At 45.6% G+C, this 23,622-nt stretch carries 21 protein-coding genes; 7 read left to right on the forward strand and 14 right to left on the reverse strand.

Going from position 1 to position 23,622, the window contains the following annotated elements:
- Positions 1-12 precede the first annotated feature (12 nt).
- Positions 13-804, reverse strand: a complete 792-nt coding sequence (locus QUA53_RS09595; protein ID WP_333096831.1) for an FHA domain-containing protein — start codon at positions 802-804, stop codon at positions 13-15.
- 206 nt (positions 805-1,010) lie between these two features.
- Positions 1,011-1,730, reverse strand: coding sequence for a 6-phosphogluconolactonase (gene pgl / locus QUA53_RS09600; protein ID WP_333096833.1), 720 nt, complete (start codon positions 1,728-1,730; stop codon positions 1,011-1,013).
- Positions 1,731-2,195: 465 nt separating this feature from the next.
- Here pgl and QUA53_RS09605 point away from each other — a divergent pair, with 465 nt between their 5' ends.
- On the forward strand, positions 2,196-3,563 hold the full coding sequence (locus QUA53_RS09605; protein ID WP_333096834.1) for a hypothetical protein: 1,368 nt from the start codon (positions 2,196-2,198) through the stop codon (positions 3,561-3,563).
- Between the two features lie 180 nt (positions 3,564-3,743).
- On the opposite strand, the gene QUA53_RS09610 is transcribed toward QUA53_RS09605, so the two are convergent.
- From QUA53_RS09610 to QUA53_RS09630, 5 genes are all read right to left on the reverse strand, one after another.
- Positions 3,744-4,910: an LptF/LptG family permease gene (locus tag QUA53_RS09610; protein WP_333096836.1), complete on the reverse strand. Its 1,167-nt coding sequence runs from the start codon at positions 4,908-4,910 to the stop codon at positions 3,744-3,746.
- An 80-nt stretch (positions 4,911-4,990) separates the two neighbouring features.
- Entirely contained in the window at positions 4,991-5,719 is a 729-nt protein-coding gene (gene lptB, locus QUA53_RS09615) for an LPS export ABC transporter ATP-binding protein (RefSeq protein WP_333068222.1), read from the reverse strand.
- 172 nt (positions 5,720-5,891) lie between these two features.
- Positions 5,892-6,362: an LptA/OstA family protein gene (locus tag QUA53_RS09620; RefSeq protein ID WP_172186331.1), complete on the reverse strand. Its 471-nt coding sequence runs from the start codon at positions 6,360-6,362 to the stop codon at positions 5,892-5,894.
- A gap of 305 nt (positions 6,363-6,667) precedes the next feature.
- On the reverse strand, positions 6,668-7,075 hold the full coding sequence (locus tag QUA53_RS09625; RefSeq protein ID WP_333096838.1) for a DUF309 domain-containing protein: 408 nt from the start codon (positions 7,073-7,075) through the stop codon (positions 6,668-6,670).
- A 147-nt stretch (positions 7,076-7,222) separates the two neighbouring features.
- On the reverse strand, positions 7,223-7,585 hold the full coding sequence (locus tag QUA53_RS09630) for a ferredoxin thioredoxin reductase catalytic beta subunit (protein WP_333068224.1): 363 nt from the start codon (positions 7,583-7,585) through the stop codon (positions 7,223-7,225).
- 311 nt (positions 7,586-7,896) lie between these two features.
- Here QUA53_RS09630 and cas6 point away from each other — a divergent pair, with 311 nt between their 5' ends.
- Positions 7,897-9,021, forward strand: a complete 1,125-nt coding sequence (gene cas6 / locus QUA53_RS09635; RefSeq protein ID WP_333096840.1) for a CRISPR-associated endoribonuclease Cas6 — start codon at positions 7,897-7,899, stop codon at positions 9,019-9,021.
- 143 nt (positions 9,022-9,164) lie between these two features.
- Here cas6 and QUA53_RS09640 read toward each other — a convergent pair whose 3' ends face one another.
- Positions 9,165-10,607 (reverse strand): DUF2079 domain-containing protein, encoded by a 1,443-nt coding sequence (locus tag QUA53_RS09640; protein ID WP_333096841.1) that lies wholly within the window; start codon positions 10,605-10,607, stop codon positions 9,165-9,167.
- A 9-nt stretch (positions 10,608-10,616) separates the two neighbouring features.
- The gene (locus QUA53_RS09645) at positions 10,617-12,200 is read right to left on the reverse strand and encodes a DUF2079 domain-containing protein (protein ID WP_333096945.1); all 1,584 of its coding nucleotides are present in this window, start codon (positions 12,198-12,200) and stop codon (positions 10,617-10,619) included.
- Between the two features lie 127 nt (positions 12,201-12,327).
- Between QUA53_RS09645 and dxr the strand changes: the two genes are divergently transcribed.
- Positions 12,328-13,518 (forward strand): 1-deoxy-D-xylulose-5-phosphate reductoisomerase, encoded by a 1,191-nt coding sequence (gene dxr / locus QUA53_RS09650; RefSeq protein WP_333096844.1) that lies wholly within the window; start codon positions 12,328-12,330, stop codon positions 13,516-13,518.
- 229 nt (positions 13,519-13,747) lie between these two features.
- Here dxr and QUA53_RS09655 read toward each other — a convergent pair whose 3' ends face one another.
- The gene (locus QUA53_RS09655; RefSeq protein WP_333096845.1) at positions 13,748-14,260 is read right to left on the reverse strand and encodes a phosphoribosyltransferase family protein; all 513 of its coding nucleotides are present in this window, start codon (positions 14,258-14,260) and stop codon (positions 13,748-13,750) included.
- Positions 14,261-14,314: 54 nt separating this feature from the next.
- Here QUA53_RS09655 and QUA53_RS09660 point away from each other — a divergent pair, with 54 nt between their 5' ends.
- Positions 14,315-15,064, forward strand: a complete 750-nt coding sequence (locus tag QUA53_RS09660) for a pentapeptide repeat-containing protein (RefSeq protein WP_333075944.1) — start codon at positions 14,315-14,317, stop codon at positions 15,062-15,064.
- A 327-nt stretch (positions 15,065-15,391) separates the two neighbouring features.
- Here QUA53_RS09660 and QUA53_RS09665 read toward each other — a convergent pair whose 3' ends face one another.
- The 3 genes from QUA53_RS09665 to QUA53_RS09675 form a co-directional block, all read right to left on the reverse strand.
- Entirely contained in the window at positions 15,392-15,592 is a 201-nt protein-coding gene (locus QUA53_RS09665; RefSeq protein ID WP_333076016.1) for a hypothetical protein, read from the reverse strand.
- A gap of 700 nt (positions 15,593-16,292) precedes the next feature.
- Entirely contained in the window at positions 16,293-16,490 is a 198-nt protein-coding gene (locus tag QUA53_RS09670) for a hypothetical protein (protein ID WP_333068233.1), read from the reverse strand.
- 132 nt (positions 16,491-16,622) lie between these two features.
- Entirely contained in the window at positions 16,623-16,763 is a 141-nt protein-coding gene (locus tag QUA53_RS09675; protein ID WP_333096848.1) for a hypothetical protein, read from the reverse strand.
- 1,375 nt (positions 16,764-18,138) lie between these two features.
- On the opposite strand from QUA53_RS09675, the gene QUA53_RS09680 reads away from it, so the two are divergent.
- The gene (locus QUA53_RS09680) at positions 18,139-18,324 is read left to right on the forward strand and encodes a hypothetical protein (RefSeq protein WP_333068237.1); all 186 of its coding nucleotides are present in this window, start codon (positions 18,139-18,141) and stop codon (positions 18,322-18,324) included.
- Positions 18,325-18,640: 316 nt separating this feature from the next.
- Here QUA53_RS09680 and QUA53_RS29160 read toward each other — a convergent pair whose 3' ends face one another.
- Positions 18,641-18,781 (reverse strand): transposase, encoded by a 141-nt coding sequence (locus tag QUA53_RS29160; RefSeq protein ID WP_445304933.1) that lies wholly within the window; start codon positions 18,779-18,781, stop codon positions 18,641-18,643.
- Positions 18,782-19,676: 895 nt separating this feature from the next.
- Here QUA53_RS29160 and QUA53_RS09685 point away from each other — a divergent pair.
- Both QUA53_RS09685 and QUA53_RS09690 read left to right on the forward strand, forming a co-directional pair.
- Positions 19,677-20,540: a calcium-binding protein gene (locus QUA53_RS09685; RefSeq protein WP_333096850.1), complete on the forward strand. Its 864-nt coding sequence runs from the start codon at positions 19,677-19,679 to the stop codon at positions 20,538-20,540.
- 277 nt (positions 20,541-20,817) lie between these two features.
- A complete protein-coding gene (locus QUA53_RS09690; RefSeq protein WP_333096851.1) occupies positions 20,818-23,601 on the forward strand; it encodes a tetratricopeptide repeat protein in 2,784 nt (927 codons plus the stop codon).
- Positions 23,602-23,622: the final 21 nt, after the last annotated feature.

A 23,622-nucleotide genomic window follows, 5' to 3' on the forward strand; every position in this document is an offset into this window, starting at 1 on the left:
TCCAAACTCGCTCTAAGAGATTTGAAATAAAAACGTAACCAGGTCTCCTTTGCCCAGAGAGATGCGGTCTCCCGGTCGCAACCGGTGGCGGTTTCCCTTGGGTAGCGGAGTATTGTTGACGTAAGTGCCGTTGGAACTGCCTACATCTTCTAGGTAGCAAGCATCTCCCTCCACCCGGAGATTTGCGTGTACCCGAGAAACTATCTCAGAATTAGCAAATCCCGAAACATCAATATCCGGCGGTACTAAGTCATTTGGCTTGCCTATGTGAACCACAGACAGACTGTGAGGCAATTCCATCGGCGTATTTGTCTGAACGTGTAGCAGGCGCGCCGACTGCTGTTGCAGTTGAGTTTTAGCTACACCTGCCGGCTGTGGGCCCGGAACCGGAGGAGAGATAGTTACTGGTGTTGCCACCGATTCAGTTGTAACAGGAACCGAGGGCGATGGCGGGGGATCGGGAATCGTCGGAATGCTGGCGGGAGTTTTTTCCAAGTTAAGCCCCTTATTCAGGGTAACTAGAGGTTCCATTGCCATCAGGGGATCGGGTGGGACTAAATCCGGCGCCGGTGACGATACCACTGTGGGGCCTACAGGCGAGGGGGACGTTAGTGTCCCCTCAACTTCGGGAACTATGGAACCCGGACGCAAGTTAAAGCCACACTGACCGCAAAATGCTGCATCTGTCTGAACTGCTGCACCGCAGTTCGAGCAACTTGCGGTAACAGGTAAAGGCGTGTAGCAAGCCTCACACTGGCTGGCCCCGTCGGGGTTCTGGTGATTGCAATTGGGACAGACAATCATCGATTTCTCCTTGCTATCGGCCAGATTTTCAAATCAGCCTCATAAAAATACTCGTGTATATGGTCAAATTTTAACTTTAACCGCCACAATTCTTATATTGCTTCGCTAATACTAGCAACTGAGCTGACGCCGTGACGTTAGCTGTGATGGGCCTGATTGAGTTAGTGATAATGCTGAGTGTGTTGGCACGCTTGCTGCTGTGTCAGCTATTTTACTGTTTCACCAGCCGCCGCATCGAGCAGCCACCAAAGTTCGCCCTCTGGTTGAACGAATCTGGCTGGATAGGTCATTTCGTCAGCAGCAGGGGCAAAAATTTGAGCTAGGGCGGGTTGTTTGCTGGCTCCTGCGACCATGAAGATGACGCACCGGGCCCGGTTGATTAAGGGGACTGTAAAGGTAATGCGGGGTTGACCGTCTTTGTTGCCGACAGTTACTAGGGCATCCCGGACTTCCAAGGCTGCTGTGCCGGGAAAGAGAGAGGCTGTGTGAGCGTCGTCTCCTATGCCCAATAAAATGATGTCAAAGGCAGGAAACTCGCCCTCGGATACTTTGAAGAACTGCTGCAATTCGGTTTGGTGCGCTGCAGCGTCGGCTGCGGGGTCGCCGGCGCCTGTGGGCATGGGGTGGATGTTGCTGGCGGGGATATTCACTCGATCGAGCCACGCGAGGCGCGCCATTTTTTGATTGCTGTCTGGGTGTTCTTGGGGAACGTAGCGTTCGTCGCCCCAGAAAACGTGAATTTTGTCCCAAGCCAGGTCTTGGGCTGCGATCGCTGTGTAGAGCGGTTCTGGTGTGCTTCCGCCCGCTAAGGCGATCGTACAAAGTCCGCGTTCTGCTATGGCTTCTGAGATTTTCGACAGTACAATTTCCAGCGATCGATCTATTAGTTGTTCCCGATTTGCTAATACTTCAACTACTTTTTTCATTAATTTCCTCTCAACTTTCCTTGGGTGTTGTTCTCAGCAATTGCCAATTTTACCTTGACATTTTGGTTTGAGGTCGATCTGCTGACAGACTCGGCAGCCCGGACACCGCATCCCATAATATTTTATCATCTTATGCCCCTTGATTTAAGGCAAGCAAGACATATTTATACCAGTGCTTTATGGATATTTTCACCGATTGCATTGAGCTTTCGCAACTTTCAATCAAAATTTCGATCTTACTCGGAGCATCTCTGCAGAAAGTAAAAAGCGTTTTTTGGGAGTGCGGTCCGTCCCGCACAGCAAAATCTATAAATATAGCGAGCCGGACGATCGCACACCGACAGTAAAAGCAAAATTGAGATGCTCCCGATCGCACTTACCCCGGCATAGCAAAAATAATCAAGATTGATGTGGTAGACTAGGAAAAATAGTTTTAAATCCGCACGCTCGGATGGAAGCAAAACTATGTCAATTTTTAAGCGATTTCCTACATCTGTCCGCTATTTAATAGCGCGGTTGCGCCACTGGACCCAACCGGCGGTTTGGGCTCCGTTAGCCGTGCTGTGTGCGGGGGGGTTATTTATCTGGGAGGTCTCTGTAAACCCAGAAAGGTTGAGCATAGATGGCGAAGAAGAAGTAGCCACAAACAATCCAGCTTCGCTATCGGGACTATCTGCTGAAGATACCGCGATTGCGGCTGAAATCGACAGCTCACCAGTGCTAGTCAATCAGTTTAATGGCTCTACTGCTTCTGAACTGAACTTATTAAATTCATCAGTAGTAAAAAGCCAAGGTTTATTCGAGGAACTTCGAGATCGGGGCTTAGAAACTCCTCAGCCATATTCCGCCCCCAAGCGAGTAGGAAGCAGCGGATTTTTCTCCTTGCCAAATTTAGCAAATCCTGCTGTCGAGACCGGAAACAATAACCCCCAAAATTCCAGCTTGCCAAGTTCAAACACAACATCAGCGTTGAGTTTATCTAGCAGTGGGAGACTGACTTCCGGGATAAAAACGATCGAGCCTGAGTCTGGGGGTACAGCGACAGCAACTTTATCGCAGGCGTCGAGTGATGCTAATTCAGGTAAACAAAACGAAAATTCTCTGCCTTTGAGTCCGCTGCAAGCAGCTATGAAAAAATACGTCGTTGCTAACACTTCGGCAACGGCGGCTTCGGTTGAGAAAAAAGCAGACGAGGCTAAATTGCTCGATCGACCGGCTTCCGATCCGGCGGCAGGAAATGCGACAAATTTGCTCCCAACGACCGCTACAGCTCAAAGTGGAGCCAATCCTGTGAATGTTCCCACAGCACTTTCCCCACTTGTGGCTCCGACAAATACCGTGAGCAAGGAATCTCAAGAATTCTTACAACCGACAGCTACAGTCCCTGAACCATTGGCGGGGTTAACTTCCCGAATACCGAACCTTCCCGAAATTAATGCAGGGGCTGCAACGGTGGCTTTGCCGAAAAATCCCTACCAAACTAATTTATCTGGCTCAGGCTTAGCACCTGAAGTTCAACCTGTGGCACTTCCAGTAGCCATACCTTCGCCAACACCTCTACTTCCCAATGTCGGTCCATCTCCCTTTCTAAGTGGGATTGGGGGAAGCAAGATAATTAGCCCTCAATTCTCTCCTAATTCAGCGAATTCTCAATTTCAAACACCTCCACCGAGTCAGCTTAATTTGCCTGATCCACCTAACTTTGGAGTTGTTCCCCAAAATACAAATCAGGGCGTGCAGCCCATTCAACCTCAAACTTTTGCTACACCCCGCTCCCTGGCTCCAGGACGCTACATTGGCGGTGGCGAAATCAATACTTTTTCTAATCCTTAAAATGAAGGAAATTCGGTCATGAAAACGATATTATCAATTCCCAATACTTAGGCTAGGCGGTTCATGGCCTTCGACTTCGGTTCTCCTCAGCGTAGTCGAAGGGAAGGTAGCCGAAGGCAGTGGAAGGTGGAAGGGCAGTACAAGTTCCGAATTACCCATTCTCAATGTTAGCGGTAAAACTTACCTAGCGGCGGCCCGTACCAACAACAATCCCCCGATTCCCAAGCCAAACATAATCGGCAGCCAAGCCGACAGAATCGGAGTCAAAACAGCTTTCACGCCCATAGAACTGGTCATGAAAGAAAATACGTAGTAAGTGAAAATCACAACTACGCTAATACCAAAACTCGTTCCTCGACCGGAGCGGCGCGGTTGAGTTCCCAAAGCTGCTCCCACTAAACCAAAGACCATGCAGACGAAAGGAAAAGCATATTTTTCTTGAATTCGCACCTTTAATTTGCGAATTTGCGGTTCGTCGCCACTGTTTCTAATGATATCCAAACGCTCTAAAGCTTGGGCAATGTTCATTTCCTTGAAATCCCGCACTCTAGCCGCTAAATCTAAGGGCGTGCGGGGGAGCTGCAATTGCTGGTGTTGAAACCTAACTATATTCCGGTAAGAGCCGTCAGGAGCTACTATATAAGCGGTTCCGTTGAAAAAATCCCAGGTATTTTCTGAGGGATTCCAAGTAGCGGATTCTGAAGAAACGATTTGATTGAGGCCTGGGGTAGAGCGATCGATAATTGTTAAACCTTTCATTCGCTGGCCGTCAAATTGTTCTGCATAAAAAAAGCGGGCGAGGATTTCGTCGCCACCTTTTTCTGGTTTGCGAAATTCTGTGTAGATAATATTTTTATCTTGAAATGTAGGTTTTTCTCGCTTCAGGGCTCTGTCTAAAGTCAGAGTAGCTCTGTAGCTGGCGGCAGGTACAACTAACTCTTGCAAAGCAAAGGTGAATCCTGCAACAATTAAACTCATTATCACAGCAGGCAGTATCAATCGGTATACGCTGACTCCGCAACTGCGAAGGGCGATGAGTTCGCTGTCGCTGGACATTCGGCTGTAGGCCATTAAGGTTGCTAGCAGCATTGACATGGGGAAAGCCAATACTACAAAGTAGGGAATTTGCAGGAGAAAAATTTCTATGGCTGCGCCGTAGGGGAGGCCGGATTCTGCTACTCTGCGGACTAATTCAAATAAAGCTCCAACTGTGACGGCGACGGATGTAAAGAGTCCGACGCCAAATAGAAATGGCCCGATTAGTTCTTTGGTAATGTACCAGTCCATTACTGAAATTCTCGGCAGCCAGTTGATGGGATTCAAAGAATTGGATATTGCTATTTTCATAGTTTGGGCTTTTTGCAGTTTGCTCCTCAATCTAACATCTCAAATCTAAAATTATGACCATGGGGAATGCCTTCAAAAGACTATCGCACGAAGTTGTCACCTAAGTAATACTGTCGCACTAAAGGGTTGCTGTAGAGTTCTTCTTCCGCCCCGGAGGCTAAAATTTGACCGTCTCGCATGATGTAGGCTCGATCGGTAATTTCGAGGGTTTCTCGGACGTTGTGATCGGTGATGAGGATGCCGATTTTACGATCGCGCAATTTAGCAATAATGGTTTGAATTTCGTCTACGGCGATCGGATCGACGCCTGCAAACGGTTCGTCTAAAAATAGGAACATCGGCCCGTCTCGCCCAGCAGCTAGTGCTCTGGCCAGTTCAGTCCGCCGCCTTTCTCCCCCTGAGATTTGAATTCCCAAACTTGATGCTATTTTTTCTAAGCGAAATTCTTGCAATAGGAAATCGACTCGATCGCGCCATTCCCAGCGCGGCACTTGAGTTTGTTCTAGGACTAACAAAATGTTGTCCCGCACGCTCAGGTTTCGGAAAATGCTTGCTTCTTGAGCGAGATAGCCAATTCCCAAATGCGCTCGCTGGTGCATCGCCAATTTAGTGATGTCTAAATCGTTTAGCCAAACAGTTCCTTGATTGGGTTTTTCTAATCCGGTTGCTATGTAAAATGTTGTGGTTTTGCCGGCACCGTTGGGGCCAAGCAGTCCTACGATTTCTCCTTGCGCTACCGAAAGGTTGACGCGACTAACTACATTGCGTTTTCCATAGGATTTGTGAATATTTTCGAGTACAATTTTCATTTTCGCTCCCGGCAACCTCTACAAGCTAATTTCAGACTGCGGCTTTGTGCGATCGAGCCTCTAATTTAAATTTTACCTTTTCAAGTTTGTGAGTTTTATAAAGACGAAATTTCGCATCTATCCCAAGTAGTATGTTTTGGCTGAGGCGAAATTTCGCTGCTGCGAGCCACTGTTACCGGGGGGCTGTAGTTGGACGTGGGGAGCCAACTGCATTTTGGGCTGCTGCATCTTGTTCCGGGGCAACCAGATAAACAGATTCTACCTGTCCAGGGTTGTCTGGCAGGGCAATAAACCGCCCTTCGTCGATCAGGTATGTTATGGTTTCGCCGCGCAGGCTGTTGCCCTGCTGCAATACGTAAACATCTCCGCTGAGAATGATCCGGCGCTCGCGGCTGAAATATTGAGCTTGAGCTGCGGTTGCTTGTATTTGGCGGGCTGGATAGTTGATTTGGACGTTGCCGCGGGCTGTCACGATGCCGGTTTTGGAGTCGGCTTCTTGAATGTCCGATCGCACACTGAGAGTGCGGGGGGGCCCGGCTTGCGGGTAAGTGGGAGAGGCGATCGCGCCTGCCAGAGTCAGGGGCAACAGCAGCGATAATCCTTTGAATATTCGGGAATTGAGCAGTTTAGCGGAGGGCATCATAAGCTTGGAGCCTCAAAATATTTGAAATTGCTGAAGGGCATTATTTCCACTTAGGTATTTTATCTTAACGGTCAGAAAGATTCCCGTGATGTCGATCGATTGACCCGATAGTCTCAACCAATTATCCTAGCAAGACAACAGCGAATTTAATTGGTTATTTTGCTGAGTGGCTACAACTGTCTTAACCGGGAACGGGCAAGAGGCTCGTTCCAGAGCAAATTAATATACTTGGGCAGCCGGCAAGAAAGCCAGCCCTCCTCTGTGTAGAGGCCAAGTATACTGCACACCCTAATACAAACATTTATTTAACTTTTTGGTACTTTGATAATTCGCGGCAATTGCAAGCCTGCAACTTCTGTACCTGCAAACAACTGTTGAAATTTAGCTACTTCTTCCGGACCAGCTTGTTGCAAAGCGCTCAAAAGTTTAGCACTTTCTCCGAGTAAGTCTTCAACAGCAATTTCGGCATAACTCGGCTGATAATAACTGAGCCGATTTATTCCTTCTCCCAGCAAGATTACTGCACCGCGCCAGTTTTGATTTCCTAAGTGATAAAGCGCGACAGCAATTTGCAATATTCCCTGATAAAACCTTTTTTCCGGCTCGTCGGCTTCCATCCACAAAGCCTCTAAAGTATCGTGACAAGCGTAAAATTCTTGGCTGTTAAACTGTTCGATACCTTGGAAAAATTCTAGCGGAATTTCCTCTGTCATTCGATTGGGGATTGGGGATTTTCGATGGCGGATGTGTGTTTGAGTAGGCGGCGATCGATTGTTTTTTAATAGCTAAGTCTTAAAAATAGGAAAAACTACGACCTCTTTTCAAAACTACTGCCATTTAACGACCGCCTACTTAACTAATTACATAGTGTCTCTGACAGCTTGAATTTGATCCATTCCTATTTCCTGAGTAGTTCCCGCAAAATCGTTATCTGGCGTCAGAAATAACATACAGTGACACTCTTTGCGCTCGCGCATAGGAATGCACGGACAGTTCCAGTAGGCGGCTTTTACTTCTGCTTCTTTATCTTCATAATGGCGACAAGGGCATAAGGGAGCACCTAGTTCATCTTTGTGTTTTGCTAGTCCTTCTATCACGACAGCAGTGACGGAAGGCTCGGAACAAAAGTAAGTTCCGGTGCGCTTGGCGTAGGTTTCGGAGAAATTCTTCATCGCCTCCAAAGTTTTTTCGTTGGAGAGTTTAGATTTTTCTGTTGTGTTCATAGTTTAGGATCGGAGTTGAGGATGCTACGAGCTTTTGACAATTGTAGCGCAGAATAGGATTTTAAACACTTGTATATTTCTGTTTACTTACAAGGAGGAAAACCTTGACAAAGATTGAGTTTTAGGTTGTTGGTTTTTTAGTGGTTTTTGTCTATCCCGGAGGGTGCGGGAAACTTGTGGCATACCGGGTTTTTGGACCGATCAAAAGATTTGGGCGATAGATCGCCCTCACCTATGATCCCCCAAAGGGGATAAAAATTGGATAAGATAGCACGGCGCTCTTTCTGTGACGGCTATAGGAACCGCATCTGATGGCAACTTCCCCGAACCCCACCCACAGCAAAAAATCTCTTCCTTCTGGGCTGATTTGGCCGGCTGACACCGAGTTAGTCGGATTAGTGTTTGAATTGACTCCCGGCGCTGCTAGCTATCTGTACGCGCAGTATGCTATAGGTTTGCACGCTTGGTTTTTAGGTCAAGTGCAGCAAACTGACCCGGATTTATCGAAACTTTTGCACGATGAACAGTCAGAAAAAGCCTTTACTATGTCGGGATTGGAAGGTGATTTGCTCCCCAGTGGCAAAGAATTTCAGCTTTTGGGCGATCGAATTTATCGCTGGTACTTAACAGGACTTTCAAAGCCAGTAGTGCAGTGGCTGAGTCAGTGGCTGCAAAATTTGCCCGAAGAGATAGATTTGCGAAATGCTCCCCTGCTAATTCGCTCTTGGGATATTGCTTTTGCTCCCACAACTTACCAGCAATTATTAACAGCCGAATCCCCATCTTCGCCCACCATCAAACTTAGTTTTGTGACTCCTACAAGCTTTCGCAGCAAAGGCCATCACTTCCCTTTGCCAGTTCCCGAAAATGTTTTTCACAGTTATTTGCGCCGCTGGAATAACTTTTCAGGGGTAAATTTTGACCAAGTAGAATTTTTGAATTGGATTGATGAGAATGTAATTATTAGCCGCCACAAATTGGCGTCGCAAAAGGTAGCGGCGGGCAAAAAAGGCATGGTAACGGGATTCACTGGGGCTGTGGAATTTGCGCTAGGGCGATCGGCTCACAATCGCCCTGATTTTGTACAATTATTTTATGCTTTGGGGCGGTTAGCGCCTTACTGCGGCACGGGCCACAAAACAACTTTTGGATTGGGACAAACGCGAGCACAATGGTTGACGGAAGCGCTACCTGAAGTGTCGATACACAGCGTATTGGCGGCGAGAATAGATGAATTGACAAAGAAGTTTATGGCCCTGAGAAAGCGTACAGGTGGCAGTCGCGCTGCTGAGATTGCTGAAACTTGGGCGACGATTTTGGCGCGCCGGGAATTGGGAGAATCTTTGTTTGATATTGCTGCGGATTTGGAAATGCCTTATGAAACTGTGAAAACTTACGTGAAGTTGGCAAGAAGGGCTTTGAAAGTGAAGGATTAGCGGTAATTTACTGGTTCCCAGGCTCTACCTGGTAACAAAGATCCGGAGGCTCTGCCTCCAATTTTCCTCCGCAAGCGAGGCAGAGCCTCTAGACATCTATTCCCAGGCTCTGCCGGGGAACCAGTTAAAGGAGGAGAAGATGATTATTTGTTAGCGTTTTGGGTAAATAGGTAGATGTCGTCTCGCTGATATTTTAGTTTAAATTGAGGGGTGTTTTTTAGTTGAGTTACTAGCTTTTCCACAAAATCTCGATCGCTCATCCAGCCAGGATATCTGAGGTTGAGCAATACATAATCAAATTCTGCGAGATTTGCAGGCGGCGCCTGAGCCTGAGTTAATCTTACTACAGGGCGGTGCGCTAAGTGCGGAGCAATCTGAGCATTTGTTAAAACACTGCCTTTGGTTTCAACAAGAGAAATTGCTTCTCTGGTAGCGGGCAAAGTGTCGAACCCATTTAAATAAATAGTCCAAAAATAGCCGTATTTAGCTAAAGCTAAGAAAGCAATCAAGGACCAAATTACAATGACTCTAGCCAATGGATAATTAGGAAGTGGCAATCTATCAAATATTGTTTTTCCCTTTTGCTGATTGCTAGCTGCTAAACTGGAAATTACGGCAACCAATAAAAACGGCAATATCGGCACAGAATATTGATGAATTAAATCCCGCTGAGCGGGGATATCGGAAAGAATATTCATCGCCAACATTGGCACAGCACTAATTAAAGATGACAGATGACGCGGGGACAGCCACCAAATCAAAGGTAATAGCAATAACGCTAAATATTCAAAAGTCTCTATACAAAACAAACGCCCTAAAACTAGATTTGGTTTGACTATTAAATTAAGAGCTATTTCAAAAACTGAGTTTCCCAAATAGTGATATCGCCCGATTCCCGCGTGTTCTCTTCCCTGATTAAAATACGGTATAACTGCCTGAGTAACTACCAGGAACCAACCCGCGCCTAGAAAGAGAGCTATGAACCCACAATTGCGTTTTTTGTCAAAACACAACAGCCACAAACCCATTGCAGCCACAGTTAAAGATAGCACGGCTTTGCAGCTCAAAACTAATACAATCGCAGCACAAAACCACAAGGTTTTATTCAGCCTAGCGGCTAAGATTGCTGCTAGCAGTGCTGGTAAAGCAATTACTTCTGGGTGGAAGTCGAAGAGATTGACATTAAATACTGCGGGATAAAGCAGATATACGGCGGAAATTGCAATTGCTTTTCGTTCGTTTAATCCCGCTTGACGTGCCAAACTCCAACTCGGCCAAGCGCCTAAAGCTAGGGCAACAGCTTGCACTAAAAAAAGCCAGTGAACATCTGGATATATTTTGTAAAGTAAAGCTAGTGGATAGAAAATAAAAGCGGCATGATCGCCCCAAATATTAATGGCCATTAAAGAGGAAAAGGGCGTTTGATTTTGGGAGATTAAATAAATTGCTTGGTCAAAAATTGCTAAGTCGAATGCCGTTGACTGAAACAAAGCGTGCCGCGCGCTGCTGGCGGCAAATAAGACTATCGTTGTCACGACAATCATTAAAAATACTGGATGAGATTTTAGGGATTTGAAAGTTAGCATTTTATTGGTTTAATCAGCCCTGCGTTTAAATAGCAGGACTTCGCTTTTTTGATAAGTTAATTTAAAATCGGGAGAAGTTTTAAGTTTATTTGCTAACGTAGAACCAAGTTTTTCAGTATCAGGCCAGGGATGGCGCAGGTTTAATAATATGTATTGAAATTCCGCTAAATTTGTTTGGGGCGAAATTTGTGAAAGCAATTTTACTATTGGGCGGTGGGTAAAGTGAGGGGCAAGTCTATTATCTGTTAAAATACTGCTTTGGGGTTGAACTTGTGCGACTGCTTCGCGTGTAGCTTGCCAGGTATCTAGTCTATTTAGGTACATATAAAAATCTTTATACTCGCCCACACATAGGAAAATTAGTAATGACCAAATTATCATGATTCTCGGTAATTGAATTCCCTGCCAAAGTTGAGAAATTCGGAAATTTTTAAATTGTGGCAAATTGCTCCATGTTAAAAAATGTTGCTTATTTGCTTTATCCTCTTCCTTGTCGCCTTTTATTTCTTCCCTGTTTCTTGTTTCTTCCTTTGCGATAACTGCTAAAAATAAAAATGGAATTACAGGCACTGAATACTGATAGGCTAAGCTGCGTTGAAAGGACAAGTCAGAGAGGATATTGATCAGCAGGGTAGGGATGGCAGGAGTTAGCGCTGTTAAATATTTTAGGCGTAGTTTGCCGGAAAATGGCAATAGCAGCCAAATCACAGGTAAGGTGAGGAGAAATAAATATTTGAATGTATCGAATGAAAGAATTTTTCCTAATACTAACTGGGGTTTTAATATGAGATTGATGATGATTTCTAGTACGGATTTGCCTAAATAGCTGTAGCGCCCGACTCCAGCGACTTCGCTACCGCTAAAGAAGGGGATAATTTTCTGGGAAGCTATCAAAAACCAAGCTGCACCTAGCAAAAGTGCGATCGCCCCACACCGCTGCTTTTTTTCGCAAAAAAACAGCCAGAAACCCATAGCAACAACGGTTAGGGACAAAACCGCCTTGCAACTGAGAACTAACACAATAGCGGTACAAAACCACACAATTTTATTTAAACGCGCCGCTACAATTGCTGCAAAAAGTGCGGGTAAAGCGATTACTTCCGGGTGAAAATCAAATAAATTGATGTTAAATACCACCGGATAGAGCAAATAAATCAATGCGATCGCACGAGATTGTTCTTGATTCAAACCTGCCAAACGAGCTAAACTCCATGTAGGCCAAGCCCCCAGGGATAAAGCAACTGCTTGTACCAACAGCAGCCAATGCACATCCGGGTAAATTTTGTACAGCAAAGCTAGCGGATAATAGATTACCGCTGCGTGATCGCCCAAAATATGAATCCCCATTAAAGAAGAAAAAGGCGTTTGGTTTTGGCCGATCAAGTAAATTGCTTGGTCAAAAATTCCCAAATCGAAAGCAGTTGATTGGAATAAAGCGTGCCGTAAACTGCTACCCAAAAAGAAAATTGCTGCCGCAGTAGCGATCGCCCAAACCAAACTCGACGGTAGCTGAGATCGACCTTCCTCTATATTTTCGGCGATCGAGACACTGATGTCCTCACGGTCATCAGCAAAATTTTCCCTATTCTGCATGAAACCTGGCACTAGGTGGTCACTCAAAATATGATTCCATCGAATGTGCTTTCCACGCAATAGTTAACCACTAATTTTTATCCCCGCAATCGTAATATTAGAATAATCCACAAAACATTAAAAAATTGTGAAAGCAATAACTCTTCTCGGCTCCACAGGCTCCATCGGCACTCAGACTCTGGATATTGTAGCTCAATACCCCGATCAATTTCGGATTGTCGGGTTAACCGCCGGACGAAATGTAACGTTGCTGGCCCAGCAAATTCGCCAGTTTCGACCGGAAATTGTCGCGGTTTGCGACGAAGATAAATTACTGGAATTGAAGGAGGCGATCGCAGATCTCGACCCTCAACCTATTTTACTTGCTGGCGAGTCAGGCGTTGTCGAAGTTGCTCAATACGGTGACGCTCAAGCCGTCGTCACGGGCATAGTTGGCTGTGCCGGTTTGCTGCCAACAATTGCGGCTATCAAAGCAGGCAAAGATATCGCCTTAGCCAATAAAGAAACATTAATCGCAGGGGGCCCCGTTGTCAACCCTTTAATCGAAAAATACGGCGTTAAAATATTGCCTGCTGACTCTGAACATTCAGCAATTTTTCAGTGTCTCCAAGGTGTTATGGTTGGCGGGTTGCGACGAATTATTCTCACCGCTTCGGGGGGTTCTTTTCGAGATTTGCCGATCGACAAATTAGCGGCAGTAACAGTAGCCGATGCTTTGAAACATCCGAATTGGTCGATGGGGCAGAAAATCACGATCGATTCTGCTACTTTGATGAATAAAGGATTAGAAGTAATTGAGGCTCATTACTTGTTCGGAATGGATTATGACGACATTGATATTGTCATCCATCCTCAGAGCATAATTCACTCGTTAATTGAGCTGCAAGATACCTCGGTTTTGGCGCAGTTGGGATGGCCGGATATGCGATTGCCACTGCTTTACGCTTTGTCTTGGCCGGAGCGAATTCATACAGATTGGGAACGGCTGGATTTAGTAAAAGCTGGCGATTTGACTTTCCGAGAACCCGACCACGAAAAGTATCCTTGTATGCAGTTGGCTTATGCGGCGGGACGTGCGGGCGGTTCGATGCCGGCGGTGCTGAATGCGGCAAACGAACAGGCTGTAGCGCTATTTTTGGAGGAGAAGATTCAGTTTTTGGATATTCCGAAGTTGATTGAGAAGGTCTGCGACAAACATCAAACTGATAACTGTGAAAGCCCTGCTTTAGACGATATTTTGGTCGCGGATAGGTGGGCGCGGCAGGAAGTTTTGGCAGATAGTATGGAATTGGGCGATCGTATTCTTTCGGTTCGCTAATAGTATCAGCAGATTGGCGCTTACCCACAAGCCCGCCGGGGAATTAATTCCCCGTCTCATAGCTAAAGTCGGTTTCAACCAACTGCCCAACCTTGAGAAATATCCAGTCCTTTTTTAGAAAACTTTAGCTATGAGACAGGGGTTTTTAACCCCTGGCGGACTATGCCAAAAAGTGCAAGATATCGCCAAAACCCTATAAAAAATTGACCTGATTTTAGCCTTTTATACACTAACTCCCCACTTGCGCCACCAAATCAGCCGCACTCATCTTTTCGTACATTTCAAAAGGTTGGTGAATCCAAGGATTGTCAGCCAAATAATCTACATAATAATCCGGCTTCGCCACAGAACAAGCCTTGTACCAAAGCACAGCACTCCGAATTTCCTGAATATCCTCGCCGTAGCGACTCTTGAGCCAAGCGATACCTTGATCCAAACTAATTCCCGAATCCACCAAATCGTCAACCAGGAGAATGTGGCTGCCCAAATTATCGCCCACCATTGTCAAATCGCGGGCAAACTCGATCGCACCCCGGACATTTCCGTCAGCCCCACCATAGGAAGAGGCCGCTAAAATCGCCAGAGGTTTGCCGAAAATCCGCGACAGAGTATCCCCCACGCGCAGCCCTCCCCTCGCCAGACAGACAATTCGATCGAATTTCCACTGAGATTCCTCAATTTTTACAGCCAAATCCTCAATTTTCCGATGGTACTCAGACCAAGAAACGTAAAGGTCACTCATTCCTAATATTATTGAAATATCAAAGGTATTATTAATGATTTTGGGGAAAATGACATGGATGCAGATGAACTTCTCAGACGGTATGCAGCCGGAGAACGGGTTTTTCACAAAGTAGACCTAGCCGGGGTCAAGATGTCAAGGACAAATTTGCGTGATATTGACCTGAGTCACGCTAATTTAAAAGGTGCAAATTCGATCGGTCTCACCCTCTACAGAGCTAATCTGTATCAAGCAGATATTAGCCAAGCCAACCTCTCCCAAGCCAACCTCATGTCCGCTAATTTTGGCGAATGCGACGCAGTGGGAGCGAACTTGAGCGGAGCCATCTTGCGGAGTGTCGTGTTCAGCGGCGCCGATTTAACGGGGGCGAGTCTCAGGGGTGCAGACATGAGAGATGCCAACCTTCAGGGGGCAATTTTGATTCAAGTTTATGCAGTTAACGCTAACTTGCAAGGTGCAAACTTGACAGAAGTGAAACTTTGTGGAATCAACCTCAGTAAAGCAAATTTAACCGACGCGAACTTAACACAAGCTGACCTGAGCCGTGCTAACTTAACTCAAGCAAATCTGAGCTGGGCAAATTTGACGGAAGCAAATCTGGAAAAAGCGGATTTAAAGGGAGCCGATTTGAGCGGAGTTAACTTGAGCTGTGCAAATCTCCATCAAGCAGATTTGAGCGGAGTTTCCCTTAAGGGAGCAAATCTCCGGGGAGCAAACTTGCATCAAGCTTCTTTGCGCGGGACAAATTTGGATGAAGCGAATCTGAGAGATGCCATGATGCCTGACGGCACAATCTCTGACTAAATAAGGTGAAAAAATAGAAGTTAAAACCGCAGGGTGCTTGTGGTGCACCCTACATTTAGGCTAATGCCTGATTTTTTTAAGGGGATTTAATTCTGCGTTAATCTCAGGCGCGCAAAAATAGAGATAAGCCCCGGACTCGTGTTGTGGAGAGGCAAAAATTTTAGAGTCTTGTTCAAGCTCCCAGATTCATCAGTGGAGTAAGTCTAAAATCTCAAATTGTTCGAGTGAGCGGGACTCTACGGTTCGACTGAGCGCTTGCGGAAGTGTAAAATCCAAAATTCAATGACAGTTCATTTCAAGAGAGTGGCAAAAAAAATTGACGATAATTTAATCTACAACTTTCAGCCAGCCCCGGCGAACGGCGTGGAGCAAGCGGTTGATGGCTGTTTGATCTTCTTCGGTAAGACAGTCATTTAACAGCGCTGTCTTGAGCTGTTGTCGGTGAGTGGGAGTCAGCAGACCGGAGTGATATACCTGAAAGACTAGCTCTGCAATAGTAAATTGAGGTAACAGCGTTTGGGTTCTCATCATGTGTTTTATTTTGAACTCACTTTTGACAGTATTAACTAATTTGTCCAAAATTTATGTGATTCAACTACGGGAGTAAATGTGATCGATTAGCTCTTGATGAGTGATTTGTGTCAGCGGGAAATGGGGATCGGATATTTCCTCGATAGCTCTGCTACTTGAAATACAAACCCCGTCCCGATTCCTAGCTTCTGGCAACTCCCACATCTCTACTTTTGGTTAAGAAACGGTGACAAATAAATTAATATTTATCTATTAATAGATTACTAATGACTGCTAGCGAAAGCGCTAGGCTTAATTCAGAGTAAAACGTTTAGCCTGTTTAGAAACCTGGTTTTACCTACATTTACCTAGTTTTTTGGTGTGGTATTTGTTCCGTGGATATACTTAATAACCCGCCCAAAAACCGATACAAGTTTCCGACAGGAGCGGGCATCCGCCCCAAATTTTAAGCTCAAGTTCAAGCTCCAGATTCATCTGTGAAGTCAATCTCAAATCTCAAATCTCAAATCTCAAATCTACTGGCTGCTTCAAATCAAAAATCCCGGCTTCTTCAAGAAACCGGGTCAAGCTTTTCGATCGCAGTACAATTTTTTTGCAGAGGGTTAATGGAGGGACCTATTCACGAAAATTTTATTGTTGGCAAAGCTTGACAGGAGAGAAAGTAAAAATACTCATCTCAACTTTGTGTGTGAGGGGACTAATCGGAAATCCTGACCCATCCGCGGCGGATGGCGTGCAGCAGGCGGTTGACGGCATCTCTGGCGTCTTCGCTGAGAGCGCTTTGGCAGAGTTCGCGCAGTCCGTGGCTTTCAATGCGAGTCAGATTGCCTGAATGAGTGACTTGATAGAACAGTTCAGCGATCGCGCGATCGGATTTTAAAGTCAGAGCTTGCATGAAATCTCGTTGAACTCGACTATTGCAATATCGAGCATTTGAGAAAAGAGTAGGGTGATGGCAGTCGGCTAAGCTGTGTGATCCTTCTTGGCCCGATTTGTGACCGAATTCTGCCAGTATACGTGATTTAAATCACATAAAACCAAATACCTCGATCGCATAAGCTATGATTCGGGTGGTAGCCTCAAGGTTTGACAAAACCTCAAAAAGCCCTGAAATAAAGGCTTTGAGTTCCCAAAGCCGCTGCGTGGCGGGAGTAAGTCCGCTCAACATCGCAGGCTCTGGACTCGGAGATATGTGAAACTTTGGGTTTTAGACACTTGCAGCTTGCAGCTCAGGGCATAAAGTTGCGATCGGCGAGCCACGGCCTGAGATACAATAATTATAAATACTTCTATCCCATCTATAGGCAGGCAGGTAAAAAAATGATAACGATTAGCTACTTTTCGATTGCCTTAATCGTTTTTCTTGTTTGGTTCAAAAGTTTTTGGAATGATACAGCGACATCTAAAAAAGACGTGATATCTTGGATAGCCTTAATAATGGGGCCTTTGTTTTGGCCTGTTGTTCTGCCCCTATCCCTTTTGCAAATTACCAGCAAAAAGTCTGTTGTAAAAACAGCCCAATGCGATCAAGAATTATAATAAATTAGGGAAGGAGCTGGCTTCAAAACAGTCGCTTATCTCGTCCTAAATTATTCGGCGTGCATCGCTCCAGGCTGCGAGTAATTTATATTTTTTTGATGAAAAAGATAAATTCAGCTAGAAGGTAGAATCCCAGAAAAATTCTGAATTCTAAAACAGTATTTTTTTACCGCTATCAAATTCTGCCTTCTGCTTTTTGACCCCGCCCAAAAACCTATACAAGTTTCCGACAGGAGTCTGCAGCAGCCCAAAACTTGAGGCTGTTGTTCAAGCTCTCAGATCCATCTGTGGAATAAATCTCCAATGTCCAATTGTTCAACTGAGCCAGATAAACTCAGCGCTCGCTGAACGTATCACACCGAAGTCTCCAATCGACTGAGGCCTACTTTTTTTGTCACATCGTGATTTAATGGTGCGGCTCAGTCAAAATTGTTCAAGCAAAATTGTCAGACTCAAATTATCGGACAGCGACCACAACATTTTTACCCAAAAATTATCTGCCACCTCAACCAAGCTCAAAATTGATATGTAATGTAACATTGCCCGTTGCTTGCAAAAATATAACTTCAGACATATTTTCGCCTGCCGCTGACCAGCTTAAGAATTTTTATACTACCGGTGGCTGGGTACCATTAATCGAATGTGGGAAAATCCTGGCCAGGCGTTGAAAAACAGCTAGGATCTTTGCCATTTAAGCTTTTCCACCTCCCTTTCTTCAAATCGCAGCAGCTCTAAACGGGAAATTGTAGAGTTCGTTTGCGTCCAAATAGCCTAACTCTTACCGCAGTTAGATACACAATTCAAGGCAGAGACTGCAATATGAAATAGGCAACAAGAACTGTCGTCTAAAATCGCAACTAAAACTTATTTTGGGCGATCGGGCATCAGGAGTGTATAACGGGAACCAGCTAAATTTTTAGAGGTGCGAGATGTTTGGGAACTTCTAAAAAAAAGTGCCGTCACGGTATCCAAATTAGTTATTTGCATAAAAAGTAGGAGTCAAAATGAACCAAGTATCTGAGAAACCAATTTATAGAGTTCTTAATCTATTATCGCTGCTAGCGCTGAGCTACTATGCAGCTACTTCCATCAATTATATTTTCGAGAGTGACGCTCACATCTACAAGTACGACAGCCAGAGTAATTCCAACGCATCACCAGCGCAACTAGAAGCACACCGCTCGGAATAAATAGTAGAGATTTTCTCGGAATTAATGCCGAAGCAAATTTCGGATAATTTGCTAATCGTTAAGGCTCAGCTCTACTTTAACAACAATTAGTAAACAACTCTTGGCTAAAAACTTAATATTTGAACTCACAGGTATTAGCCATCGAATCTACTACCAAAATAAACTATTTAGTTGGTTCTCAACAGAGACCAGAGCGATAAAAGGATGGCAAAGCATTTTCCTCAGTAAAAGCATTAATAGCTTTAGTCATCGCTTCATCAAGAACATTTGAAGGTGGATATGCTTCTGAACGGAAAATCGCTTTGATTTTGGCCCACTACAACTCTATCGGACATAAATTCGGGGAGTAGGGAGGTAAGAATTTTACCTTGGCTCCGATAGATGCAATCAGAAAATTGATGGCTTCAGCATTATCAACAGGTAAATTATTCATAACTATAAATTGCGCCAACCTCATAACTGGCGCAGGATTCGCCAGCAGCCCACAATTTTATATCTTAGTTCCAGTTCCCAGATTCATCTCTGGAGTAAATCTAAAATCTCAAATCTAGTGACAGTACCGTCACAAATCTACCGGCTCACCTTTCATCCCAACTTCCCCAAAAGACTAGCGCTGCATTGTCTGATTGTCCGGATGGATGTGGATCACGGTGGAAATGACTGATTGGGGTTGAAAAACTGGGTTTTTTAGCCAAAATCCTGCGTTGAGCGTGAGGGATTTGGTTGGAAACATGAAGGTGATGAGGCTCAAAAGTCTTTCCGGGACTGTGTTGGGATGCACTTTTGATTGAATCCCTCCTCCAGCGTGCACGGGCTTGCTTTCAAAGCCAGTTAAAAAATTTTGATTTTTGGGGAACTATTGGCGAAAATCAAAAGTCTGGTCAGGTACAGTGTACTTAAAAGAAATCGCAGCTCAGTTCCAGCCCCATTGGGGGCGATCGAACTCTCCGGCGATCCACAGTGCCAAGGACCCGGTGCAACTTCTCAATCTTGAGAGCATACTCCGATTAAAAATCGTCTCTGTGTATCTTCCGGGTATTGTTTTAATAATGACTAGCCATATCGACGGTCATTATGGTAAACTCGCAAACGTTTAAGTGGAATATTTTCGTGTTAGAGGAGGCAGTGGTGGAGTCGAGAGTCAAAAGCAGGAAACAACCGAGATTTGCTGCTCAACGAATACAGGATTCAACTCGCGCTCCGAGGCTCGCTGCTGACAATTTAAATTACATGACAGCTTATAGCAGCCGGGTCAATTAGGGTCTCAACCGATGTCCGGTTTCATTTATTGAATCCCTTTGGAGGGAAAAGTGTATTGTAGAAAAATGATTGATCTTTTAGGAGGAGTGTAAATGACACAGGTAACTAATCCAACACAGCCAGCAAGTTCACTACCAGGTGGTACTGGTGGCGGTGGCTCAACCGTTATCGGCATCGAAGGTCAAAACAGGCTGAACGGAAGCTCCGGCAGCGATATCATCTTGACTTTTGGGGGCGCTGATGTCATCGCTGGTGGCAGTGGCAACGAGCTGATTGTATCGGGTGGCGGAAATGACAGTATCGGCGGCGGCGACGGCAACGATACCATCCTTTCAGGCAGCGGCAGCGATGTGGTCGCTGGCGGTACCGGCGATGACTACATCTTTGGCGGCAAAGGTGATGACCTCGTAGACGGTGGTGATGGCAATGACTTAATTTCTGGCGACAGAGGCAACGACACCGTACTCGGCGGATCGGGCAGCGATACAGTCTTTGGCGGCCAAGGCAACGATATTGTCGGCGGCGGCGACGGCAACGACAGCCTGTACGGCGGTAAAGACAACGATACTGTCGATGGTGGTGCTGGCAATGACTTTATCTCTGGCGACAGAGGCAGCGATGTCCTGACCGGCGGTGCTGGCAGCGATACGTTCTACTTCTTCTCCAGCGGTGGCGAGTATGGGGTAGACACGATCACTGACTTTACCCCAGGTGAAGATAAGATCCGCTTGAAGCAGGGCGGTGTGTTCGCTGGTTTGGGCAGCAGCTTCGAGGCGAGCGAGTTTGTCGTCATTTCTGGTTTCAACGCAGCCAACGCAGGAGCAACCGCGACGAACAAGTTGGTCTACGACCCATCAAACGGTGCGTTGTACTTCAACAGCAGCAACGGAGTTCTAACTGTTGCTCAGTTGCAGCCTGGCCTGACGATTACCTCGAACAACTTCGAGTTGTTCTAAAACAACAGGCTGTTGTGGGGCGGCACCGGAGAAAATTCGGGGCTGTTCTCACAAAGCCGATAGTTTTAAAGGATTTCAACCTCACTCTGCCACAAGCGGGGTGAGGTTGAAATATTCAATACAGGAACAGAAGCAGGGGCAGTTAAAAAAAATTGATCGACAGTTATTGATGAAATTAATCGATCGCCCGATCGGGAAAAATATAAATACAAAGTTTTTAACTTAAAATTTCTAGGTTTTACTGAAGCGGTAAAGAAACCGCAACTGCTGGCTAGCAATGAGCACTGAAGAATATATCCGGCAAGCCCAAATTTATTTGAACCGGGGGAAGTTAACTGAGGCGATCGAGTTTTGCAAAAAGGCGATCGAACTTCAACCGTTTTCGCCCTCGGCTTACACGACTTTAGGCGAAATTCTCGAAGCTCAAGGCGATCCGACGGCGGCAAGAGACGCTTTTGTGCAAGCTTTGGAGATTTCGCCGCAGTTTTTTCTGGCTCATGCTTATTTGGGTCAACTTTACAGCGACTATGCGTGGCTGGATGAGGCGGTTTTTCACTACCGACAAGCTCTGGATTTGAAACCAGATTGGGCGGAACTTCATTATAACTTGGGAAATATTTTTCACAAGCAGGGTAATTTGTTGGGGGCGATCGACTGTTACCGAAATGCGATAGCCCAAAAACCGGGTTATCTCGATGCTTTATACAATCTGGCTGTGGTTTTAGATGAAAATAGTCAGCTCGAAGCGGCAATGGATACCTACCGACAGGTGATTGCCGTGGCGCCGGATTACGTGAAAGCTTACAGCAATCTGGGTGTGATTTTGCTAAAGGACGATCGCACTGCTGAGGCGATCGAGCTTTACGAGCGGGCCATGGAGATTAAGCCGGATTGGGCAACGCTGCACAATAATTTGGGTCAAGCCTTGCTGGACAAAAGTCCGGAAAGGGCGATCGCATCTTACCTCACAGCTATTGAGTTGGAGCCGGACATGGTTTTGGCTCACTACAATTTGGGGAAAGCGTGGCAGTTACAGGGGGAACATTCGGCGGCGCTTGCTTGTTTCGAGCGCGCGATCGAGATCAATTCCGACTATATTTCGGGCTATACAGACGCCGGATTTTCTTTGATGGTTTTGGGAAAAATTGCTGAAGCCATGCCTTATTTTGAGCGGGCAATAGCTCTGAAGCCTGATTTTGTTGAGGCTTACTGCAGCTTGGGAGACAGGCGCAGAGTTGGGGCGGTAGAAGATGATGAATTGTCAAAGGCGATCGCTGCGTGCGATCGATTTCTCACAGCACTAACTGGAAGGAAGAAGAAAGAAGGAACAGGGAAGAAGGAAGAAAAAGAAACTATTCCCAATGCCCTACGCCCAACGCCCAATGCCGAATTACCAATTGCTGAAATTTGCGATAATTTAGCCGAAATTTACTTGCATTTGGGAAATGCTCTAACAGAGTACAGCGGATACGAATCTGCCGCCGCTTATTATCAAAAAGCTTTGCAAATTCAGCCACAAAATGCAGAGCTTTACTGGCGCGTGGGAAATTCCTTAGCTCAGCAACAGCGGTTCAGTGCAGCAATTGCAGTTTACCACATGGCTTTGACGATTCAACCTGCTTTACCGCAGGTTTATTTTGAGTTAGCAAAACTGCTGGAAAAACAGGGGCGCTGGGAACGGGCGATTGATTATTATCAACAGGTTTTAGATCTGCAATTGCACGGGTATGGTGATCGGAAACAGTGGAAAAAAGACAGTTTTATTTCGCCAGATCGCACTTCTATAAAACCTCCTCACGGTATTTATTTATCGAGTTGGGATTGGCTGGTTAATGCTAAGTTGGATGCTGACAATTATGTGGAAATATTTTGGAAATCTGCACCAGAAGCAAGGGTCGAAAATATTCCCAATTCCCAATTTGCGCGATCCAATTCCAAGTTGGCAAATTCCGATTGTGCCGGGTTAACTTGCGGGCTGTGTTTGCAGCGACTTTCTAAGTGGTTCGATCCGGTGCATTTGGGTTGGGGAGTGTGCCGTTTGTCCAACTCGCAACCGATACCTGTGCCGTCGCCCAAAACTTTTGTGGCTGCAATTCCCAACGGGCGAGTTTGGATTGTGCCGCAGGAAAATTATTGGTTGATTTGCAAGGCGATCGCTGTAATTACTCCTGACAATTATTTGTTGGCTGATGTGTCGAGAGATTATCCGGGGTTTTTACCTGGATGCGAAAAGCATGATGTTAGAAAACACATTGTTTTTCAGTTAGAATCATTTCCAGGTTTAAAGCAAATTGACGGCAGCGTGGCGGTACTTTCGGGTTTGTCTGGAAATGTCTATTTTCACTGGATGGTTGACGTTTTGCCGAGGATAGAATTGCTGCGGCACAGTGGTAGGGATTTTGCGGAAATTGATTGGTTTTTGGTGAATAGTTGTCAGCACCAATTTCAGCGGGAAAGTCTGAGAATTTTGGGGATTCCCGAAGAAAAAGTCCTGGAGAGCGATCGCTTGCCTCACATACAAGCAACAGAGTTGATTGTACCTTCTTTTGCAGGATACTTGGGCTGGCCTTCTGGGTGGGCGATGGATTTTTTGAGGCGCGAGTTTCTCAAGGGAATTATACCTAGTTCTAGCTATCCAAAACGGATTTATATCAGCCGTAGCAAAGCAAGATATCGACGAGTTTTGAACGAGGAAGATGTGGTTGAGGTGTTGGAGAAATTTGGCTTTGTTTCTATTTTGCCAGAGTCGATGTCTTTGGCAGAGCAAATTGCTCATTTTTACCACGCTGAGGTGATAGTGGCTGCCCACGGCAGCGGCTTGACAAATACGATTTTTAGTTGCCAGGGAACTAAAGTAGTTGAGTTGGTGTCGCCTCACTATATCAGCCATTATTACTGGGGAATCAGTCAATATTTGCAGTTGGAACATTACTTTTTAACGGGCGAGGCTTTTGAATGCTATCCTATTAGACAGTTGATGTATCAGAATTCCCTGACCGAGGATATTTTGGTGAACTTGAGTTCGCTGAAAAAGATGGTTGAAGTGGTGGGTTTGGGTTAGTTGGTGTCTGGAGCAAGTTTA

Origin of the sequence: Microcoleus sp. Pol12B3 (assembly GCF_036701355.1) — a bacterium.
Classification (GTDB): domain Bacteria; phylum Cyanobacteriota; class Cyanobacteriia; order Cyanobacteriales; family Microcoleaceae; genus Microcoleus.

Bases quoted from the DNA above. Each gene is read 5' to 3' on its own strand.
- cas6 (WP_333096840.1), top strand. From the start codon at position 7,897: ATGGCAACTTCCCCGAACCCCACCCACAGCAAAAAATCTCTTCCTTCT.
- QUA53_RS09620 (WP_172186331.1), bottom strand. From the start codon at position 6,362: ATGATGCCCTCCGCTAAACTGCTCAATTCCCGAATATTCAAAGGATTA.
- QUA53_RS09670 (WP_333068233.1), bottom strand. From the start codon at position 16,490: ATGCAAGCTCTGACTTTAAAATCCGATCGCGCGATCGCTGAACTGTTC.
- lptB (WP_333068222.1), bottom strand. From the start codon at position 5,719: ATGAAAATTGTACTCGAAAATATTCACAAATCCTATGGAAAACGCAAT.
- QUA53_RS09625 (WP_333096838.1), bottom strand. From the start codon at position 7,075: ATGACAGAGGAAATTCCGCTAGAATTTTTCCAAGGTATCGAACAGTTT.
- QUA53_RS09685 (WP_333096850.1), top strand. From the start codon at position 19,677: ATGACACAGGTAACTAATCCAACACAGCCAGCAAGTTCACTACCAGGT.
- QUA53_RS09645 (WP_333096945.1), bottom strand. From the start codon at position 12,200: ATGCAGAATAGGGAAAATTTTGCTGATGACCGTGAGGACATCAGTGTC.
- QUA53_RS09595 (WP_333096831.1), bottom strand. From the start codon at position 804: ATGATTGTCTGTCCCAATTGCAATCACCAGAACCCCGACGGGGCCAGC.
- QUA53_RS09690 (WP_333096851.1), top strand. From the start codon at position 20,818: ATGAGCACTGAAGAATATATCCGGCAAGCCCAAATTTATTTGAACCGG.
- QUA53_RS09610 (WP_333096836.1), bottom strand. From the start codon at position 4,910: ATGAAAATAGCAATATCCAATTCTTTGAATCCCATCAACTGGCTGCCG.
- QUA53_RS09660 (WP_333075944.1), top strand. From the start codon at position 14,315: ATGGATGCAGATGAACTTCTCAGACGGTATGCAGCCGGAGAACGGGTT.
- QUA53_RS09605 (WP_333096834.1), top strand. From the start codon at position 2,196: ATGTCAATTTTTAAGCGATTTCCTACATCTGTCCGCTATTTAATAGCG.
- QUA53_RS09675 (WP_333096848.1), bottom strand. From the start codon at position 16,763: ATGTTGAGCGGACTTACTCCCGCCACGCAGCGGCTTTGGGAACTCAAA.
- QUA53_RS09640 (WP_333096841.1), bottom strand. From the start codon at position 10,607: ATGCTAACTTTCAAATCCCTAAAATCTCATCCAGTATTTTTAATGATT.
- QUA53_RS29160 (WP_445304933.1), bottom strand. From the start codon at position 18,781: ATGAGGTTGGCGCAATTTATAGTTATGAATAATTTACCTGTTGATAAT.
- QUA53_RS09665 (WP_333076016.1), bottom strand. From the start codon at position 15,592: ATGAGAACCCAAACGCTGTTACCTCAATTTACTATTGCAGAGCTAGTC.
- QUA53_RS09630 (WP_333068224.1), bottom strand. From the start codon at position 7,585: ATGAACACAACAGAAAAATCTAAACTCTCCAACGAAAAAACTTTGGAG.
- pgl (WP_333096833.1), bottom strand. From the start codon at position 1,730: ATGAAAAAAGTAGTTGAAGTATTAGCAAATCGGGAACAACTAATAGAT.
- QUA53_RS09680 (WP_333068237.1), top strand. From the start codon at position 18,139: ATGAACCAAGTATCTGAGAAACCAATTTATAGAGTTCTTAATCTATTA.
- QUA53_RS09655 (WP_333096845.1), bottom strand. From the start codon at position 14,260: ATGAGTGACCTTTACGTTTCTTGGTCTGAGTACCATCGGAAAATTGAG.